General features: G+C 70.4%; 14 protein-coding genes. 3 read left to right on the top strand and 11 right to left on the bottom strand.

Annotated features, from left to right (window positions below; genetic code table 11):
• The 6 genes from ABZV40_RS19350 to ABZV40_RS19325 are packed head-to-tail and all read right to left on the bottom strand — an operon-like array spanning position 1 to position 8,688.
• Positions 1–1,986, bottom strand: coding sequence for a beta-galactosidase (locus tag ABZV40_RS19350; RefSeq protein WP_355442889.1), 1,986 nt, complete (start codon positions 1,984–1,986; stop codon positions 1–3).
• Entirely contained in the window at positions 1,983–4,019 is a 2,037-nt protein-coding gene (locus ABZV40_RS19345; RefSeq protein WP_355442886.1) for a glycoside hydrolase family 31 protein, read from the bottom strand. The genes ABZV40_RS19350 and ABZV40_RS19345 overlap by 4 nt, the downstream gene beginning before the upstream one ends.
• Positions 4,020–4,057: 38 nt before the next feature.
• Complete coding sequence (locus tag ABZV40_RS19340; protein WP_355442882.1) at positions 4,058–5,086, bottom strand: LacI family DNA-binding transcriptional regulator; 1,029 nt, start codon at positions 5,084–5,086, stop codon at positions 4,058–4,060.
• Positions 5,087–5,090: 4 nt separating this feature from the next.
• Positions 5,091–6,065, bottom strand: coding sequence for a carbohydrate ABC transporter permease (locus ABZV40_RS19335; protein ID WP_355442879.1), 975 nt, complete (start codon positions 6,063–6,065; stop codon positions 5,091–5,093).
• On the bottom strand, positions 6,062–7,009 hold the full coding sequence (locus tag ABZV40_RS19330; protein WP_355442876.1) for an ABC transporter permease subunit: 948 nt from the start codon (positions 7,007–7,009) through the stop codon (positions 6,062–6,064). The genes ABZV40_RS19335 and ABZV40_RS19330 overlap by 4 nt, the downstream gene beginning before the upstream one ends.
• A complete protein-coding gene (locus ABZV40_RS19325) occupies positions 7,006–8,688 on the bottom strand; it encodes a hypothetical protein (RefSeq protein ID WP_355442873.1) in 1,683 nt (560 codons plus the stop codon). Before ABZV40_RS19325 ends, ABZV40_RS19330 begins: the two co-directional genes overlap by 4 nt.
• A gap of 160 nt (positions 8,689–8,848) precedes the next feature.
• On the opposite strand from ABZV40_RS19325, the gene ABZV40_RS19320 reads away from it, so the two are divergent.
• Positions 8,849–11,695 (top strand): glycoside hydrolase family 3 C-terminal domain-containing protein, encoded by a 2,847-nt coding sequence (locus tag ABZV40_RS19320; RefSeq protein ID WP_355442871.1) that lies wholly within the window; start codon positions 8,849–8,851, stop codon positions 11,693–11,695.
• A gap of 144 nt (positions 11,696–11,839) precedes the next feature.
• Complete coding sequence (locus tag ABZV40_RS19315; RefSeq protein ID WP_355442868.1) at positions 11,840–12,811, top strand: acetylxylan esterase; 972 nt, start codon at positions 11,840–11,842, stop codon at positions 12,809–12,811.
• 37 nt (positions 12,812–12,848) lie between these two features.
• On the opposite strand, the gene ABZV40_RS19310 is transcribed toward ABZV40_RS19315, so the two are convergent.
• The 3 genes from ABZV40_RS19310 to ABZV40_RS19300 all read right to left on the bottom strand — a co-directional run bounded on the left by ABZV40_RS19310 (position 12,849) and on the right by ABZV40_RS19300 (position 16,032).
• A complete protein-coding gene (locus tag ABZV40_RS19310; RefSeq protein ID WP_355442865.1) occupies positions 12,849–14,150 on the bottom strand; it encodes a heparan-alpha-glucosaminide N-acetyltransferase domain-containing protein in 1,302 nt (433 codons plus the stop codon).
• A 61-nt stretch (positions 14,151–14,211) separates the two neighbouring features.
• Positions 14,212–14,997 carry an indole-3-glycerol phosphate synthase TrpC gene (trpC, locus tag ABZV40_RS19305; RefSeq protein ID WP_355442942.1) on the bottom strand — a complete coding sequence of 262 codons (786 nt, stop codon included), beginning with the start codon at positions 14,995–14,997 and terminating at the stop codon, positions 14,212–14,214.
• A gap of 30 nt (positions 14,998–15,027) precedes the next feature.
• Complete coding sequence (locus ABZV40_RS19300; RefSeq protein ID WP_355442862.1) at positions 15,028–16,032, bottom strand: methyltransferase domain-containing protein; 1,005 nt, start codon at positions 16,030–16,032, stop codon at positions 15,028–15,030.
• A 207-nt stretch (positions 16,033–16,239) separates the two neighbouring features.
• Between ABZV40_RS19300 and ABZV40_RS19295 the strand changes: the two genes are divergently transcribed.
• Entirely contained in the window at positions 16,240–16,827 is a 588-nt protein-coding gene (locus ABZV40_RS19295) for a superoxide dismutase family protein (protein WP_355442859.1), read from the top strand.
• Between the two features lie 96 nt (positions 16,828–16,923).
• Here ABZV40_RS19295 and ABZV40_RS19290 read toward each other — a convergent pair whose 3' ends face one another.
• Positions 16,924–17,616, bottom strand: coding sequence for a hypothetical protein (locus ABZV40_RS19290; protein ID WP_355442856.1), 693 nt, complete (start codon positions 17,614–17,616; stop codon positions 16,924–16,926).
• Positions 17,617–17,970: 354 nt separating this feature from the next.
• On the bottom strand, positions 17,971–18,921 hold the full coding sequence (locus ABZV40_RS19285; RefSeq protein WP_355442853.1) for a helix-turn-helix domain-containing protein: 951 nt from the start codon (positions 18,919–18,921) through the stop codon (positions 17,971–17,973).
• Positions 18,922–19,085 lie beyond the last annotated feature (164 nt).

Genomic DNA, 19,085 nt, shown 5'->3' with positions numbered 1-19,085 from the left:
TCACAGCCGTTGTCCCTCTCGCAACACGACGCATCCCCCAGGCGGCACTTCCGCCACCGTTCCGTCCGTGATCAGGTCGTGCGCGGCCGTCGGCAGGGCAACGGTTTCCGGACCGTGGTTGAGCACGACGTGCCAGCGCCGGCCGTCCGAGCTCCCGCGCGTGACGGCTTCGACGCCCGGCGGCAGACCCGGCAGCACCGGACCGACCCCGGCCGAGTCGAGCAGCCGCGCGACCAGTGCGGCGTAGCCGGCCTCGTCGAGCCGCGTGGACAGGTACCAGCCGTGGCCCTCGCCGTAGCCGTGCCGGGTGAGCGCCGGCGAACCGTCGAGCGCGCCGTGCGTGTACGCGGCAACCGCCTCGGCACCTTGCAGCCGCACGGATTCGCTCCACACCGTGCCGTGCGAACCGTCCGAGAGGGTGATCCGCTCGTCGTGCCGCAGCGGCCGGTACTCCTCGACCCGGATGCCGAGCGCCTGACGCAGCGGCGCGGCCGGATAGCCGCCGAGCCGCGCATGGAGCCGTTCGTCGACGACCCCGCTGAAGTGCTGGACGAGCAACGTGCCACCGTCGGCGACGTAGCGGCGCAGGTTCTCCGCGCCCGCGTCGGACAGCAGGTACAGCGCCGGGGCCACCACGAACCGGTAGCGACCCAGATCCACCTCCGGATGCGCGAAGTCGGTGACGGCCCCGGCGTCCCACAACGCGCGGTGGGCGTCCCGCAGGGCGGAGTGGTAGTCGAGCTCGGACGAGGGCAGGCCGTCCGAGTTCAGCGCCCACCACGCGTCGGAGTCGTGCAGCACGGCCACCTGGGCCGTGACGGTCGATCCGGCGAGCTCGGCGAGGCGTGCCACGGCCTCACCCGTCGCCGTCACCTCGGCGAAGACGCGGCTGTCCGGCCCGGCGTGCGGGACCATCGCCGAGTGCCACTGCTCGGCACCCGCCTTCGACTGCCGCCACTGGAAGAACAACGCCCCCTCGGAACCGCGCGCGATGTGGGCCAGCGAGTGACGCAGGATCTCGCCCGGTTCCTTGGCGAGCGTCCTGCCCCGGTCGTAGACGGTGCTGGTGCCCTGCTCCATCAGCAGCCACGGCGCCCCGCCCGCGAACGAGCGGGCGCGGTCGGCGGTGAACGCGGCCTCCGCGGCCGCGTCCAGACCCGGTGCGGTCGGGTAGAAGTCGATGGCGACCAGGTCGACCTCGCGGCCCAGCGCCCACAGGTCGATGTTCTGGTAGCCGGGCAGCATCATGTTGGTCGTCACCGGCCGGTCGCTGTGTTCCCGGATCGCGTCCCGCTGTTCGGAGAAGGCGGCGACCACCTCGTCCGAGCAGAACCGGCTGAAGTCCGTCGTGTGGCCGGGGTTGCGGTGCCACTGGGTCGCGCGCGGCGGCAGGATCTGTTCCCAGCTGCCGTACCGCTGGCTCCAGAACGCCGTCCCCCACGCCTCGTTGAGCACGTCCAGCGAGCCGTACCGCGCCCGCAGCCACACCCGGAACGCGGCGGCGGTGTGATCACACCAGCACAACGTCACGTACTCGTTGTGCACGTGCCACAACGCCAGCGCCGGATGGTCGCCGTAGCGTTCCGCGAGCGCGGAAGCGATGCGGCGGGCGGCAGCGCGGTAGGCGGGAGCGCTGATGCAGTAGGTGTCGCGGCTGCCGTGCACCAGCCTGGTGCCGTCCGGGGTGACCGGCAGGGCGTCCGGGTGGGCCAGCGTGAACCACGGCGGCGGCGACGCGGTCGGCGTGGCCAGGTCGACGTGGACACCGTTGGCGTGCAGGCGATCCAGGTGCGCGTCGAGCCACGCGAAGTCGTAGCGGCCCTCCTCGGGCTCGAGCAGCGCCCAGGAGAACACGCCGACGGTGGCCAGGTTGACCCCGGCCCGGCGCATCAGCTCGTCGTCCTCTTTCCACGTCTGCTCGTCCCACTGCTCGGGGTTGTAGTCACCGCCGAACGCGAGACCGCCGAGCCGATCGGTCAGCGTCACGCTTCCTCCCGCACGGGCAGCTGGGCGCCGTCACGCAGGAACAACGGGATGCGCTCGATCGGGGCCGCGACGGTCACCGTCTGGCCGCCTTCGTGCTCCTCTCCGGTCCACGCGTCGGTCCAGCGGGCACCGGCGGGCAGGTGCACGTCGCGTTCCCGCACGCCGGCCTCGGTGATCGGCGCCACCAGCAGGTCGGGGCCGAGCAGGAACGCGTCCTCCACCTGCCACGCCGCCGGGTCGCCGGGGAACTCCAGGAACACCGGGCGCATCGGCGGCACACCGGTCTCGGACGCCGTGCGCATCTGCTCCATCACGTACGGGCGCAGGCGTTCCCGCAACCGGATGTGGCCGGCGAGGATCTCGTAGGCCTCCTCGCCGTAGGACCAGACCTCGTTGGGCAGCCCGGTCATGGCGGGCTCCAGCACCTGCTCGTCGCCGCGGAAACCGTGCAGGCGGAACAGCGGGCAGAAGGTGCCGTACTGGAACCACCGCACGAGGACCTCGCGGTAGGCGGGATCGTCCGGGTCGCCGCCGTGGAAACCGCCGATGTCCGTGGTCCACCAGGGGATTCCGGACAGCATGACGTTCAGCCCGGCCTTGATCTGGGTGCGCAGCGAGGCGAAGTCCGTGGCGATGTCCCCGGACCACAACGCGGCGCCGTACCGCTGCGCGCCCGCCCACGACGAGCGGTTGAGCGAGATGATCTCGTCGTCCCCGGCCGCCTTGAGTCCGTCGTGGACGGTGCGGGCGTTCTCGCGCGGGTACAGGTTGCCGACCTCCAGGCCGGGACCGGCGTGGTAGCGCAGGTTGTACTGGTGGCCGGGCTTGAGCTCGGGCTCACCGGCGTCCAGCCAGAAGACCTTGATGCCGAGCTCGTGGTACCCGCGGCGGAGGCGTTCCCACACGAACTCGCGCGCCTCCGGGTTGGTGGCGTCGTAGAAGGCGACCTGCGCGGAGTACGCGCCGAGCCCCTTGTCCGGCCAGTCCGCGTGCGCCATCGGCCCGAACTCGGTCCCGATGAACAGCCCCCGGTCCAGCATCGCGTGGTAGTTCTCGCTGGCCGGACTGACCGACGGCCAGACCGACACCATCAGCTTGACGCCCATCTCGTCCAGCTCGCGCACCATGCCCGCGGGGTCGGGCCACTCGGCGGGATCGAACTTCCACTCGCCGAGGTGCGTCCAGTGGAAGAAGTCGCACACGATCACGGACAACGGCAGCCCGCGCCGCTTGTACTCGCGGGCGACCTCCATCAGCTCGTCCTGGGTGCGGTAGCGCAGCTTGCACTGCCAGAAACCCGAGGCCCACTCGGGCAGTTCCGGCGCGTGCCCGGTCGCGTCCGCGTACCGGCTCAGCACCTCCGCCGGCCGCCCCGCGGTGATCCAGTAGTCGATCTGGCGGGCGCTGTCGGACACCCAGCGGGTGCCGGTCTCGGCCAGCTCGACCCGGCCGACGGCGGGCGAGTTCCACAGCAGGCCGTAGCCGCGGTCGGAGATCAGCAGCGGGATGGTGACCTCGGCGTTGCGCTGGACGAGGTCGATGACCGCGCCCTTCTGGTTCAGCATGCCGTGGGTGTGCTGGCCCAGGCCGTAGAACCGTTCCCCCTGGTAGGACTGGAAACGCTGCTCCAGCCGGTGGTAGCCGTTGCCCGTCGCGGTGGCCAGCCGCGGACCGGGCCACCAGAAGTGCGCGGACTGCTCGGCGAGCAGCTCGGTGCCGTCCTCGGTGCGCAGGAACGTCAGCCTGCCCGCGGACGCGCCGAGCTCCGGCGTGAGCTTGCCTTCGGTACCGGCGTCGAGCCGGACGGTGAGCCGGCCGTTCACCAGAGTCGCGTCGTGCTCGCAGATCTTGATCTCCACCTCGGCACCGCCGGGCGGCTGGTCGAGCAGCGCTCCCGGCAGGTCGTCGAGCAACGGCCCGCCCGGCGTGGCCCTGACCCGGACGGCGTCCGGTCCCCAGGCCTCGACGCGAAGTGTCTCGCCCTTGGCACGCCATTCGAGTGCGGTGCCGAGGTCTCGGAAGTGTGTGGGCATGCGGGAACTCCTCGTGTTCCTGGGGAGTGCGGAGAAGGTCAGGACTGCCGGCGCGGCGCGGGACCCGTGCTGTCCCGGATGGTCAGCACGGGCGTGAGCAGAACCTGTTCGTCGACGGGCTGGTCACCCGCGGCCGTGCCGAGCCTGCGCATGATCTGCTCGACGGCGACCCGGCCGAGCTCCTGCGCCGACCCGGTCACCGCGGTGAGCCTGGGCGCGAACTGCTCGGCCAGCTGGTCCTGGCACAGCGCGATCACCGAGGCGTCCTCGGGCACGGTCCGGCCGCTGGTGCGCAGCAACGTGAGCAGCGGGCCGATCGCGCCCTCGTTCTGCACCACGAAACCGGTGGTGTCCGGCCGGTCCGCGAGGATCCGGGCGAGCGTGCCCGCGGTGCTCTCGTAGGTGCCCTCGCAGGACCGGTGCAGGAACCGCAGACCGCGCTCCTCCGCCCGGTCGCGGAAACCGGACAGCGTGCGCTCGGCGTAGCCGGCGTGCCGGGTGTAGACCCCGGAACCGTAACCGATGAAAGCGATCTCGCGGTGCCCGAGATCGGCCAGGTGGTCCGCGCACAACGCGCCGGCGGCGGCGAAGTCGTGGTCCACACAGGACAGACCCGTCGTGTCCTGCGGCAGGCCGATGAGCGCGGCCTCGGTCCGTTGGGCCTGCAAGACCGGGATGCGCTCGTCGTCCAGTTCGACGTCCATGAGGATCACGCCGTCGGCCAGGCCGCTGGCGGCGATCCGCTTCACGCCGTCCGGCCCCTCGTCGTTGGTGATCAGCAGCACGTCGTAGCCGTGCGCTCGAGCCGCCATGGTCACCGAGATCGCGATCTCCATCATGACCGGGACGTAGACGTCCGTGCGCAACGGCACCATCAGCGCGACGATGTGCGACCGCCGAGCGGCCAGGGCCCGTGCGCCCGCGTTGGGGTGGTAGCCGAGCTCCAGCACGGAGTTCCGCACCCGGTTCCGGGTCTCCTCGGAGATCGCGCGCTTGCCGCTCAGCACGTAGCTCACCGTGCTGGACGACACGCCCGCATGCCTGGCCACATCGGCAATCGTCACCATGAGATCAACCCTTGATCGCGCCGGTCAGGACGCCCGTGCGGAAGTGCTTCTGCACGAACGGATAAACGATGAGCAACGGCACGAGCGTCAGCACGACCACCGCCATCTGCAGCGCCAGCGGTGCCGTCTGGGAGAACTGGTCGCCGAACCCGGAGTTGACCGAGCCGGGCATGCCGTTGCCCCGGTTGACGTACGTCAGCAGCACGTACTGCAACGGCCACTTCTCGCTGTCCGTCGGCATGTACAACATGACGTTGAAGAACGAGTTCCAGTAGCCGACGCCGTAGAACAACGCCATCACCGCGGTCACCGCACGGGACGTCGGCAGGACGATGGACCACAGGATCCGCCAGTCGCCCGCGCCGTCGATCCGTGCCGCCTCGATCAGGTCCACCGACGTGCTCGAGTAGAACGACCGCAGGATCAGGATGTTGAACACCGACACCGCGCTCGGCAGGATCAGCGCCCACCACTGCCCGTAGCCACCGAGCCCGGTCACGACGAGGAACGTCGGGATCACGCCGCCATTGACGAACATCGTGACGATCAGCAGCATCAGGAGGAAGCGGTGCCCGAGCGACCGCGCCCGGGACAGCCCGTAGGCGCACATCACCGAGACCGCCATCGACACCAGCGTGCCGACCGCGGTGATGCCCAAACTCACGATCAGCGCGCTGCGCACCGTCGAGTCCGCGAGCATCACCCGGTAGGCCTCGAACGTGATCTCGTCCGGCCAGACGACCAGGCCGCCCGCGCGGTTGACCGCGGCCTGGGTGGACAGGCTGGTCACCACGATGATCCACAACGGCACCAGCATGACCAGCACCACCCCGCCCAGGGTGATGCCCTTCGCGGCCTCGCCGACGACCGTGGGCGGTTCCTCCCAGGACGGCCGCTCGTTCTTCTTCTGGCGAACCGCTTGCGCCGCAAGAGGTTTCGCGGCCGCGTCACCACTGGCGCGTTCGATTGCGAGTGTCATTTCCGGTACAACCCGTCTTCGCCGAAGGCGTGCGCCAGCTTGTTCGCACCCCAGATGAGCAACAACGAGATGACGCTCTTGAACAGACCGGCCGCCGCGCCGTAGCTGTAGTCGCCGGTGGCGATGCCGTAGTAGAACGAGAAGGTGTCCAGCACTTCCGCCGTGTCGTGACCGACGGCGTTGCGCTGGATGAGGAACTGCTCGAAACCGACGGACAGGGCGTTGCCCAGGCGCAGCACCAGCATCAGCACGATGACGGACCGCAGGCCGGGCAGCGTGATGTGCCACAGCCGCCGCCACCGGCCGGCTCCGTCCGCCGCGGCCGCCTCGTAGAGGTCGGTGTTGATGGCGGCGAGCGCGGCCAGGAACACGATGATCCCCCAACCGGCTTCCTTCCAGATCACCTGGGAGGTGACCAGCAGCGCGAAGGTGTCCGGGTTGGTCATGACGTCCCAGGTGCCGATGTCGTTGCTGCGCAGGAACTGGTTCAGGGCACCCGCGCCGCCGAGCATCTGCTGGAAGATCGTGATCGCCAGCACCCACGAGAAGAAGTGCGGCAGGTACACGACCGACTGGATGAAGTTGCGGATCCGCTCGGACAGCACCGAGTTGAGCAGCAGCGCCAGCGCGATCGGGACCGGGAAGAACAGGATCAGCTGGACGAAGCTCAGGTAGAGCGTGTTCTTCAGCGCTCCCCAGAACAACGAGTCGTTCAGCAGCCGCTCGAACTGGTAGAGGCCGGCCCAGGGGCTCTGCCAGACCCCTGCCAGCGGGTCGTACTCCTGGAACGCGGTGGCGAGCCCGAACAACGGCACGTAGTTGAAGACCACCAGGAGGAGGACGGCGGGCAGCGTCATCAGGATCAGCGACCGGTCGCGCCGCAGCCTGGTCCGCCAGCTCAGCCTCGCCGGTCGCGCCGGGCGATCCGCTCGGAGGGTGGTCACTGGCCCGTGCCGTACTTCTGCAGGACGTTGTCGTTCGTCCACTGGATCAGCCGGTCACCACCGCCGCTGGACTTCCAGTTCGCGACCGCGTCCTTCAACTCCTGCACCGACTTCTTGCCGTGGATGACGTCCTTGAGGGTGTCCTCCACGCCCTGTCCGGCGTCCGCCGTGGCCTGCGCCTGCGGCATGCTGATGTTCATGCCCCAGAAGACCGGTTTGGCGAGGGCCTTCACGTTGGCGGCCTGCCACGCGGTGAGGTCCTTGGTGACGATGTCACCGGTGGGGTTGTTGACGGCGGAGGGGGCCGCGGCCAGGAACGGGTAGGTCTTGGCCTGGACCTCCTTCTGGCCCGCCTCGGTCGGCTTCGGCGCACCGCCGTCCATGGTGTAGTGCAGGCCCTCCACGCCGAAGTTGACCATCGTGTACTCGGCCGAGCCGAAGGGCGCGGCGAGGTAGTTCGCGACCGCGAGGCACTCCTCGATCTGCTCCGGCTTCAGGTTGACGTTGAGGTAGCTGATGATGTCGGTGGACTGACCCATGTCGACCCGGGGCGCGCTCTTGCCGTCGGCGGAGAAGAAGTTGAACGCACCGCGCCGGTAGTTCGGGTTCGCGGCCTGACCCGACTGGAGGTCGGCGAGGTTCCACGCACCCTGGCCGCCGCCGCCGATCAGCGTCTTGCCGCCGTAGAACCGGGTGTTGCCGCCGGCGTTGTCCCCCGCCAGCGCGTCGGGGTGCACGTACCCCGCGACCGCGAGCTTGCGGTGCCAGTCCGCCGCGTCGAGGAACTCCTGCGTCTCGTACAGGTGGACGAGCTTTCCGTTGTCCACCTTCCACTTCAGCGGCGCGCCGAAGGCGGTGTAGATGTAGCGGTAGACGTCGTCGAACGCCCAGACGCCGCTCTTGGCGTCGGTCAGCTCCTTGCCGAGTTTCATCAGGTCGTCGGCGGACTTCACCTGGTCGGCGGTGATGCCCTTGGCCTCCAGGACGTCGCGCCGGTAGAAGACGACGCCGGCGACCTTGAAGCCGGTCGAGAACGACGGGATCCCGTACAGCTTGTCGCCCCAGGCACCGGCCCGCCACGCGGCGGTGGGGATGGCCGCGAGGTTGGGGTACTTCTTGATGTTGTCCCCGGACAGGTAGGGCGTGAGGTCGGCGAGCTGGCTGCCGACCAGGCCACCGGTGTTGAAGTTGGAGTTCCACCAGCCCGGCAGCTGGATCCAGTCCGGCAGCTTCTTCGCGGCGGTCATCGTCGGGATGATCGTGTTGTAGTTGTTGCCGTCCGCGGGCTTCATCTCCAGCTGGACGCCCAGCGCCTTGTTCATGGCCTGGTAGAACGAGTTGTCCGCGGGCGGGATGGTGCCCCACAGCGGCGTGACCGCCGTGTACTTGCCGCCCCTGCCGGGCACCCCGGACACGGTGGCGATCTTGGTGGACGGGTAGCCGAGGAAGCCGGGATCTGTCAGCACGTCGGGTCCGCCCGCCACGGACGGGATGTCCGGCTTGATCGCCGTGTTCGGCACGTAGGCCGGCAGCACGGCCTTGAGCCCGGCGTCGGAGTTGACGCCCGCCCGCTGTGCGCCGCTCCCGCCGCAGGCGGACAGCAGCGGTCCCATCGCGACGAGCCCTGCGGCCGAGACGGCGGCGTTCAGGAAGCTTCTGCGGTTCAACTCGTGAGCCATGGCGGAACCGATCCTTCATCGTCGAAGTGTCGAAGCGCTTAAACAGTTGCCCGGCAGAGTAGTGACGCAGGTCGCATCAGACAAGGCCGTTGACAGCAGAAACCCAGGCGTGTCACGGTCGAAACGTTTCGCTGATAGCTCCGATCCGAGGGGTTTCCACGTGGTTACCGAGTCCGTGTCCGCAGCCGGGAGGCTGCCTTTCCGCGACTCCGCGCTGTCGACGCGCAAGCGCATCGACGACCTGCTCGGGCGCCTCACGCTCGACGAGCGGATCGCGATGCTGCACCAGTACTCCCCGGCGGTGCCCCGGCTCGGCATCAGCGCGTTCCGCACGGGCAGCGAGGCACTGCACGGCGTGGCCTGGCTGGGCCTCGCCACGGTCTTCCCCCAGGCCGTGGGGCTGGGCGCGACCTGGGACGAGGAGCTCGTGCGCCGGGTCGCCGAGGCCACCTCGGTGGAGCTGCGGGCGTTCCACTACCACCGCCCGACCGTCATCGGCACGGGCCGGGGCCCCAACAGCCTGCAGGCGTGGGCGCCGGTGCTGAACCTGCTGCGCGACCCGCGCTGGGGCCGCAACGAGGAGGGCTACTCCGAGGACCCGCTGCACACCGCGCGGCTCGGCGTGGCGTTCTGCCGCGGCCTGACCGGCGACCACCACCAGTTCCTGCGCACGGCCCCGGTGCTCAAGCACTTCCTGGCCTACAACAACGAGGACGACCGCTGCGTCACCTCCTCGGCGCTGCGCCCGCGCGTGCTGCAGGAGTACGACCTCGCGGCGTTCCGCCCGGTGGTCGCCTCCGGTGCCGCGACCGGCGCCATGGCCGCGTACAACCTGGTCAACGGCCGTCCGTGCCACGTCACGCCGCTCATCGAGACGGAGCTGCGCCGCTGGGCCGAGCCGACGGGGCACGAGCTGTTCGTGGTGAGCGACGCCGAGGCACCGTCCAACCTGGTCGATCCGGAGCACTACTTCGACGACCACGCCGAGTCCCACGCCGCCGCGCTCAAGGCCGGCATCGACAGCTACACCGACCACGGCGAGGACAGCGCCACCCCGTTCGCGAGGTTCCGCGAGGCGCTCGACCGCGGGCTCATCGACGAGTCCGATGTGGACCGCGCGGTGCGCAGGCAGCTCGCGATCCGGTTCCGGCTCGGCGAGTTCGACCCCGACCTCGACCCGTACGCCGGCATCGGCCCCGAGGTCATCGACTGCCCCGACCACCGCGCCCTCGCACTGGAGGCCGCGACCGAGTCGGTGGTGCTGCTGCGCAACACCGGTCTGCTGCCGCTCGACGCGACCCGCACGGCGAAGATCGCGGTCATCGGCCCGCTCGCCGACACGTTGTGCGAGGACTGGTACAGCGGCACGCTGCCGTACCAGGTCACGGTCGCCGCCGGGCTGCAGGCGGTGCTCGGTGAACGCAGCGGCGAGGTGGTCGTCGCGGACGGCGCCGACCGCGTGGCGTTGCGCTCGCGCACCACGGGTGAGCTGCTCGGCAAGACCCCGTTCGACGTCGTCGACCGGGGCGAGGGCGTGCTGACCTTCCGGTCCGCCGAGACCGGGCACTACCTGAGCCTCAAGCGCGATGACGGCTCGCTCGTGGCCGACCAGGTGCAGATCAAGAGCTGGGACGTCGCCGAGACGTTCCGCCTGGTGCCGGTGGACGACTCCGTGCTGTTCCAGAACGTCCTCACCGGCCGCTACGCCGTCGTCGATCCCGTCGACGGCCGGGTGAGCGTCACGGCCGAGAGCCCGGACGACGCCGAGCGCTGGGGCTGCGAGCTGCTGCGCGACGGCACGGCGGAGGCGCTGGCCGCGGCCGAGTCCGCGGACGTCGCGGTGGTCGTCCTGGGCAACCACCCGCTCATCCACGGCCGCGAGACCGAGGACCGCAAGGGCATCGCGCTGCCCGCCGCCCAGGAAGCCCTGCTGCGCGCGGTCGCCGGGGTGCGCGGCGACACGGTGCTGGTCGTGATGAGCAGCTACCCCTACGCCCTGGACTGGGCGAACGAGCACCTGCCCGCCGTGGTGTGGACGTCCCACGGCGGGCAGGAAACCGGCCGCGCGGTGGCCGCCGTGCTGTTCGGCGAGGCCGAGCCGTCCGGGCGGCTGCCGCAGACCTGGTACCGCGGCGACGACGAGCTGCCGCCCCCGCTCGACTACGACGTCATCAAGGCGGGGTGGACCTACCAGTACCACCGCGCCTCGGCGCTGTACCCGTTCGGTCACGGCCTGTCGTACACCGGCTTCGCCCACCGCGACCTGATCCTGTCCTCGGCCACGGTCACGCCGAACAGCTCGGTGGACGTCTCGGTGACGCTGACCAACACCGGTTCTCGGACGGGCAGCGAGGTGGTCCAGCTCTACGTCCGGGCGCTGAACGCCCGCTACGAGGCACCCCGCCTGCGACTGGCCGACTTCCGCAAGGTCCGGCTCGCCGCCGGCGAGAGCCAGGTGCTGACCTTCCGGCTGTCCACCGACCAGCTGAACCACTGGGACGTCGCGACCGGCGCCTTCACCGTCGACCCCGGCGACTACGAGGTGCTCGTCGCCCGTTCCGCCGAGAACGTCGTGCTCACCGCGCCGCTCACGGTGGTCGGCCCGGCACCGGCACCGCGTGCCCTCGTCGACCACCGCGTGCTCGCCGTCGACTTCGACGACTACGAGGGCGCGACCATCGTGGACGCCACCCGCACCACCGGCGACGCGATCACCGCCACCGGCGCCGAACCGGCGACGCTGTGGTTCCGCTCGGCCGACGTGTCCGGCGCGGTCCGCGTCGAGGCCGAGGTCGCCCTGGAGCAGGCCGACCCGTCCGCCCGCCTGGAGTTCTGGACGGACGAGGGCCTGCTGGCGGAGCTGCCGGTGCCGGTCACCGGCGACCGCTACGCGTGGACGACCGCCTCGGCCGCGCTCACCGCGCCGGTGGCGGGGGTCCACGACCTGCGGGTGGTCCTGCACGGCACGTTCCGGCTCGCGGCGTTCCGCTTCACCGCGACCGGCTGAGACCGGTGGCCCGTCCGTGGCGGGTGACGGGCCACCACCTCGTCCTCAAGGCGTCTGCGAGTACCACCAGCCTGCCGGTTGGCGGTACTCGCAGACGCCCATCAACCCGGCCGGAGCGCGCCACCCCCTCCCGAAGGAGTCTCGATGCCGTTGACGGACGCCAGCCTCGACGAGCTGGTCACCTATCGACCCGATCTGCAGGCACCACCGGACTTCGACGCCTTCTGGGAGCGGACCCTCGCCGAGGCACGCGCGGCCGGTGGCGCGGTGAAGGCCGACCGGGTCACCGACCGCCACCTGCTGCGCACGGTCGAGGTGGACGACGTGCGGTTCCCCGGCTGGAACGGCGAACCGGTGGCGGCCTGGCTGCTGCGACCGCGTGACGCTGACGAACCCCTGCCCGTCATCGTCACGTTCATCGGCTACAGCGGCGGTCGCGGCCTGCCCACCGACCACCTCTTCTGGTCCGCCGCCGGGTACGCGCAGCTCGTCGTCGACAGCCGCGGTCAGGGCCACGACACCCCGGACCCGGACCCCGGCGGCGGCACCCAGTGGGCCAAGGGCTTCATGACCCGCGGCATCGACTCCCCCGACCGCTACTACTACCGGCGTCTCATGACCGACTGCGTCCGCGCGGTCGACGCGGTCGCCGAGCTGCCCGGCCTCGACCCCGAACGGGTCGTCGTGGCGGGCGGCAGCCAGGGCGGTGGCCTCACGATCGCGGTGGCGGGGCTGACCCGCGTCGCGGCGGCGATGCCGGACGTGCCGTTCCTGTGCCACTTCCGGCGGTCGGCGGAGATGTGCGGCGAGGGCCCGTACCAGGAGATCGCGGAGTACCTGCGCTGGCACACCCGGCACGGCGTCGAGCCCGCCTTCACCACGCTGTCCTACTTCGACGGCGTCCACTTCGCCCAGCGGGCGACCGCGCCGGCGTTGTTCAGCGTCGGCCTGATGGACCCGATCTGCCCACCGTCCACTGTGTACGCCGCGTTCAACCACTACGCGGGCGAGGACCGGACCATGACCGTGTGGCCGTTCGCGGACCACGGAGGCGGGCACGGCGCCAACTCGGTCGCGCAGCTGGAATGGTTGCGGGGACGCGGTCTGACGCCGTGAAAGCGCCCGGTCACCTGTCACGGTGACCGGGCTCCGATCAGCTCACCCGCCGGGCGGGCGCGGTGGCCTTGGCGAGGACGAACTCCAGCGGCCCCTTCCGGAAGAACCGCGACCACACCAGCGCGAACGCGACGGCACCGGCGATGAAGCCGAGCAGCACCGGCAGCGGCTCTCCCGGCACGGCGCTGAGTCCCAGCACGCCGATGGCCACGACGTGCAACGTGTAGACGGTCAGCGACATCGTCCCGACCGCCGTGACCGGCCGGCACCACCGCCCGAACCGCTCGGCCACCGCGAGCGCCGCCACCACGACCGTGATCGCCACCCCGATGTTGCCGACGACCTCGAACGTCGTGCCGCTGTGCGGTGACGCCACCAGCAGCCACCCGGCGGAGTCGGTGCTGACCGCCCCCGTCTGCACGCCGCCGGTGCCGCCGGTCAGCTCGCTCACCTTCTCCCACGGCCCGGACGTGAGGTCGGGGCCGCCGAAGACCAGCAACGCCAGCGCCGACCCGCCGTAGCCGAGCACGCCCAGCACCGGCCCGATGATCATCAGCCGCGTCCGGTTCACCAGGGCGGTGAGGTCCAGTCGTCCCAACGCGAGTCCGGCGAGGACGTACGGCATCCACGTGGCGGCCGGGTAGCTGCCGGTGAACAGCAGCTGCAGCACGCCGTCACCGCCGACAGCCCTGATCGGGTCGCTCGCGTCGATCAGCTCGGTCCACCCGCTGCGGTCGAGCGCCGCCCGCACCACGAACGACAGCTGCGGCCCGGCCACCGCCCACACCGCGGCCGCGATCGCCAGCCCGGTCGTCCGCATCCGGGTGAACGGCAGCGCCAGCAGGAAGAACAGGCCGTAGTAGGCGAGGATGACCACGACGCTGGTGCCGGTCATCGTCATCGCCGTGCCGAGCAGCAGCAACACCACCGCGCGGATCACGATCTTGGCCACGGCCTGCCGGCCGGCCTGACCGGTCGCGGGCTCCTGACGGCCGGAGATGATCGCCAGCGACAGCCCGGCCAGCGTCGCGAACAACGCGGACGACCGGCCGGACGCCAGTTCCATCAGCCCGCCGACGACCCCTGGCTCGGAAGGATCCGGGCCGACGTGCGCGGCGAACATCCCGAACACCGCCAGGCCACGTGCCAGGTCGATCCCGGCGAGCCGCGCCACGCCCGGTTTCTGTTTCTGCTCACTGCGTTCCGCCACCGTCATGGCACCAGCGTCGCGATCTTCGGACGCCGTGCCCACCCGCCGGCTGTCCGGGCCCGCCCGCCACCCGGCCAGGACGCCCTCTCCCGGACCCGCCCGGCCGTGCTCGATGAAGGGCTCCTTCATCCACCCCGGGTTCAGGAAGGGTCCCTTCATCGACAACGAGCGCGGCAGCGAGCGCGCGGAACTACGGGCGGGAGCGCCGGATGAACTCCTGCACCGAGGAGCGCGGATCACCGGAGCGGACCAGCGCCTCACCGACGAGCACGACGTCCGCGCCCCACCCGCGGTACTCGGCGACGTCCTCGGGACCGGTCACCCCGGACTCCGCGACCCGCACGGCACCTTCCGGGATGTGCGGGGACAGCTTCTGGAAGACCGCGCGGTCGACGTCCAGCGTGGTCAGGTCGCGGGCGTTCACGCCGATGACCTCGGCACCCAGCTCCGCGGCCCGGCCGAGCTCCTCCTCGGTGTGCACCTCGACCAGCGGGGTGAGCCCGAGCTCGCGGGCCAGGCCGTGCAGGTCCTCCAGCTGACCGCCCGGCAGCGAGACGACCATCAGCAGCGCCAGGTCGGCACCCCACGCCCTGGCCTCCCACAGCTGGTACGGCGTGACGATGAAGTCCTTGCGCAGCACCGGGACGGCCACCTCTGCGCGCACCGCCGCCAGGTCGTCCAGCGAGCCACCGAACCGGCGCCGCTCGGTCAGGACGCTGATGGCCGCCGCGCCGCCCGCCGCGTAGTCCGCGGCCAGCGCGGCCGGGTCCGCGATCGCGGCGAGGTCACCCTTGCTGGGGCTCCTGCGCTTCACCTCGGCGATGATCGACACGTCCGGCGAGCGGAACCCCGGCAGCGGGTCCAGGGCGGGCGGTGCGTCCGCCACGCGTGCCCTGAGCTCGGCCAGGCCGACCGCGCTCTCCCGTTCCGCCAGGTCCTCGCGGACACCTGCCAGGATCCCGTCCAGCACCGTCACGTTCTCACCCTTCGTCCGCAGCACGTCTGCTCACACAGTCTCACGGACCGCGTGGAACAGGTGGTGGCGCGCCGACGAACGTGCGCCCACCGACAGCTCCACCTTCAGTGCGAAACCCGCGGCGTGCAAGGCGTTCCGCCACGCGGGAACCGCCGGGAAGATCACTCCGCCGCGCGCCACGGCGCCACCCCGCTCGGACGAGTGCAGGAAGTGGGTCGACGTGAGCGCCACCGGGTCGTCCTCGACGAGCGTCGTGAACAGCAGCTCACCGCCGGGCACCAGGAGGTTCCGGATCCGCGCCAGCGCCCGGCCGATGTTGGCCGCGTGGTGCAGCGTGTGCCCCGCGACGACGACGTCGGCGGTGGCGTCCGCGAAGCCCTGCGCGGCGAAGTCGGTGTTGACGTCGAGGGCTTCCGCGCCGAGGGGCTGGCCGGCGAGGTCGGTGAACCGGTAGAGCTCGGTCAGGCCGGGTGACTCCCGCAGCACCGCCGCGGTCATCCGCCCGGTGCCGCAGCCCAGCTCCACCACCCGGAGCTGATGCCGCCGGGTGCGGGCCGCCAGCGCCACGAGGTCGGCGCAGCTCTCGTCGAGCTGCTGGGTGAGCACGGACAGTCCTTCACCGGCCAGCGCGCCACGCACGGTGCTCTCCGGCGCGAGCAGTCCCGCCGCGGTGACGTCGTCCCTGAGCAGCTCGGGCAGGTAGATCAGCGCCCGGCGGTGCAGTCGTGCGACCTCGTCGGGAATCCGTGCCTGAACGTGCAGCTCGTCCAGGTCCGCGGCGCCGACGCCGGGCACCTCGCCGCGCACGCGGTAGGTGTCACCGTCCAGCTCGACGACGCCGTGCCGGGCCAGCGCACCGAGCCAGCGCGGGACGAGCCACTCGTGCCGCGGGACGGCACCGAGGTTCCGCGCGGTGTCGCCGACCGATCTCACCGCGCCGGGCTCCAGCCGCAGGGCCGCGGCCGCGGCGGCGAGGCTGATGAGATCCAGCCGGTCGGTCGCCGACGGCCTCCTGGCAACTCGCGGATGCGCCATTCGCGTGATGGTTCCACGGCGTTACCGCCCAGCCGGACAGTTCCGCGAGTCTCGGAACTTCTTCCGCGAAACGCCGAACAGCGCCGTCTCAAAACTGTCCTCTTGGGACTGTTCGGAACTACTTCCGCCAAGTTCTGCCGGCCGATCGGCCAAGGCATCCCACACACACCGCTATCGTCCACTTCAGACGGACGACCAAGGAGAACCATGCGCACGACTGCGACTTTCGCGGGCACCGTCCTGCTGGCGGCGGGCCTCGCCGCCTGTTCCTCCGGCGGTGCCGCAAGCCCGGCCCCGGCCTCGACCGGGTCCGCCCCGGTGACGGGAGTCGCTCTCGCCGAGCCCGCCGCCACCGGCGAGCAGCCGAAGGGCATCACCTACGACACCAAGCGGGTTCCGGCCGGCGCGCAGGTCGCCACGGACGCGAAGACCGACGGCGGCCGGACCACCGTGACGCTGACGGTCACGGGCCTGCTGCCGAACACCAAGTACGGCTCGCACGTGCACACCAAGCCGTGCGGCGCCAAGCCGGCCGACTCCGGCCCGCACTACCAGAACAAGAAGGACCCGGTCACCCCGAGCGTCGACCCGAACTACGCCAACGCGGACAACGAGATCTGGCTCGACTTCACCACCGACGACAAGGGCTGGGCGACGTCCTCGGCGACGGTGGGCTGGGAGTTCCGCAAGGGCGAGGCCAACTCCGTCGTCGTGCACGCCTCGCACACCAGCACGGAGCACGGCAAGGCGGGCACGGCCGGCGACCGGCTGGCCTGTCTCACGCACGCCTTCTGAATCGTCTGCTCAGCCCCTCCCGCAACCGGCACGGAGCAGACAAGGGCGCCGTCCACCGGAACATCCGGCGGACGGCGCCTGCTCCTTCCCCCAGGATCAGCTGAAGGAGACCGAGTAGCTGTTGGTGGTGAAGTTGAGGCCACCGCTCGACGAGGTGATCTCGTAGCCGAACTGCACGGCGCCGACGGTCACGTCACCGAACCAGCCGCGGTTGCGGATCCAGTTCATGACGCCCTTGACGTCGACCGAGCCGGATCCCGTGTTGGACGTGCGGACGAACGAGAACACCTCGTTGCTGCCGTTGGAACCCCGGTAGACGTTCCAGCTGTGGCCGCCCACCGACACCGACGTCTGGTAGGAGCCGATCGGGCCGACCGCGCCGACCTTGTTCATCCACAGCATGATCTCGTACCGGTTGTTGTCGGCCCAGATGTCATAGGCGGTGGTGTACGCACCGGCATTGGGGTACGAGACGTTGAAGTTACTCGACAGGCTGCCGAGCGAGCTGAGCCGGCGGTTCACCATCTTCTCGGAGTGCGGGTAGGCCTTCACCCCGCCGGTGTTCGGGTGGTTCGCCCAGACACCCCAGTTGCTGTACGAGTTCGCCCAGATCGACTGCGGCCCGGCGCCGCTGCCCCAGACGTTGTTGCGCACCGTGTAGCCGCCGTTCGACCAGGTGCCCCACCGGTCGGAGGACTGCCAGGCCGCGGCGAGCGCGGTGCTCGTCCCCAGGGAGACGGTCAGCACGGCCGCCAGCGCGACCACCAACGCACGCATGATCTTGTTCATCGAATTTCCCTTCCGCACGCCGTTGAACGGAATTGACGCCTGACGTCGAACACATCGACCACAAATGCACGACTTGTTCGACGAACTTTCCGTGCGACTCGACGCCAGTGCACTGACCTCCCGCCCGAGGACGATGACCACGTCAACGTCGCCGAACGAGAAAATCGAAGCGCTTCGAATACGCTCAAGAATGTGGCACGCGCGCAACGCGAGCGTCAAGAGAACCCATCGTTTTCGACAGCATCGTCGAAAAACCCGTCGATGTTCGACCGCGCACGCGGGCGAAATGTTTTTCCGCCCCGAACGGTGAGAGCAGCCCGGGAGGAGGTGCCGGCACTCCTCCCGGACGCCCGGTCAGCGCACCGAGTCGGCGATCAACGCGGCGGTCAGCAGCTGCACGCCGCGCCCGCTCGTCGGGTCGCACCCGGTCACACTGGCGATTCGCTGCAGCCGGTAGTCGAGCGTGCTGCGGTGGATGAAGAGGTTCTTCGCCGCCTTGTTGCGGTTGTAGTCGGCGTCGATCAGGGCCGTGAGCGTCTCCCACAGCACGGCGTGGGCGCGCAGCGGCTTGATCACCGCGACCAGGTTCTCGGTGACCTCCTCGTGGCGGATCACCGCGTACTCGACGAGGACGTCGTTGATGCTGTACATGCCGCTGGGACGCCTGCCCGCCGCGACGAGCCGCAGCACGTCGCTCGCCTCGCTGAAGCCGTCCGCGAGCTGGGACCGGCCCCGCTTCGCGACCGCGAGCCAGCCGCTGCCGTTCAGCCACTGGGTGAGCTGCCCGGTGATGCGGGTGGTGCGGCCGGCGTCGATGTCCGGGATCAGCAGCACGAGGTCGCCGTCGTGGCGCGTGCTGAGCACACCGGGACCCGCGACCTCGGCCGTCACGGCCTTGCCGCGCCCGTTCGCGCCACTGCGGGCGACCACGACGAGGTAGCGCGCGGCCAGGCTGTCCAGCACGGCCTGCGGCACCGGGCGGCCGGCGATCAGGTCGGCGGCGAGGTCCCGCGGCGCGCTGGTGCTCGGCCCGGTGCCCGCGTTGCGCCGGAAGCCCTCCAGGAACTCCTCGAGGATCGACCCGCTGCTGCGCACGAGGTTCGCGAGCTCGGGGTTGTCACCGGCCGCCTGCAGCAGGACGTCCACGAGCTCACCGTGGCGGTCGCCGGTCCACTTCTCACCGACAGCCCGCACTCTGGCCAGGAAGTCCGCCGGTTCTGGCGAGGAGTCGCTCACCGGTCGCAGGCCCGAAAACGGGGCCCTGACATCCACCGAGGGTTCCCACTCGACCACGGTTTCCGTCATTGTCGATCCACCTTCCCGAAGGACACGGTCGTGTCGACGAAACACGATGCCTGGACTGCTCGATTCCGTGACCGCGACCACTCGACCCAGCGAGTACGCGCTTTCTCCGAGCTCTCGACGGAATCAGGTCGAGTTCGTTGAAACTTCCACGGAACTACGAAAAA

The organism is Lentzea sp. NPDC004782 (assembly GCF_040609115.1).
In the GTDB taxonomy this organism is placed as follows: domain Bacteria; phylum Actinomycetota; class Actinomycetes; order Mycobacteriales; family Pseudonocardiaceae; genus Lentzea.
The sequence above is the reverse complement of the archived record's forward strand: the minus strand, read 5'-3'. Positions and strand labels throughout refer to the sequence as shown.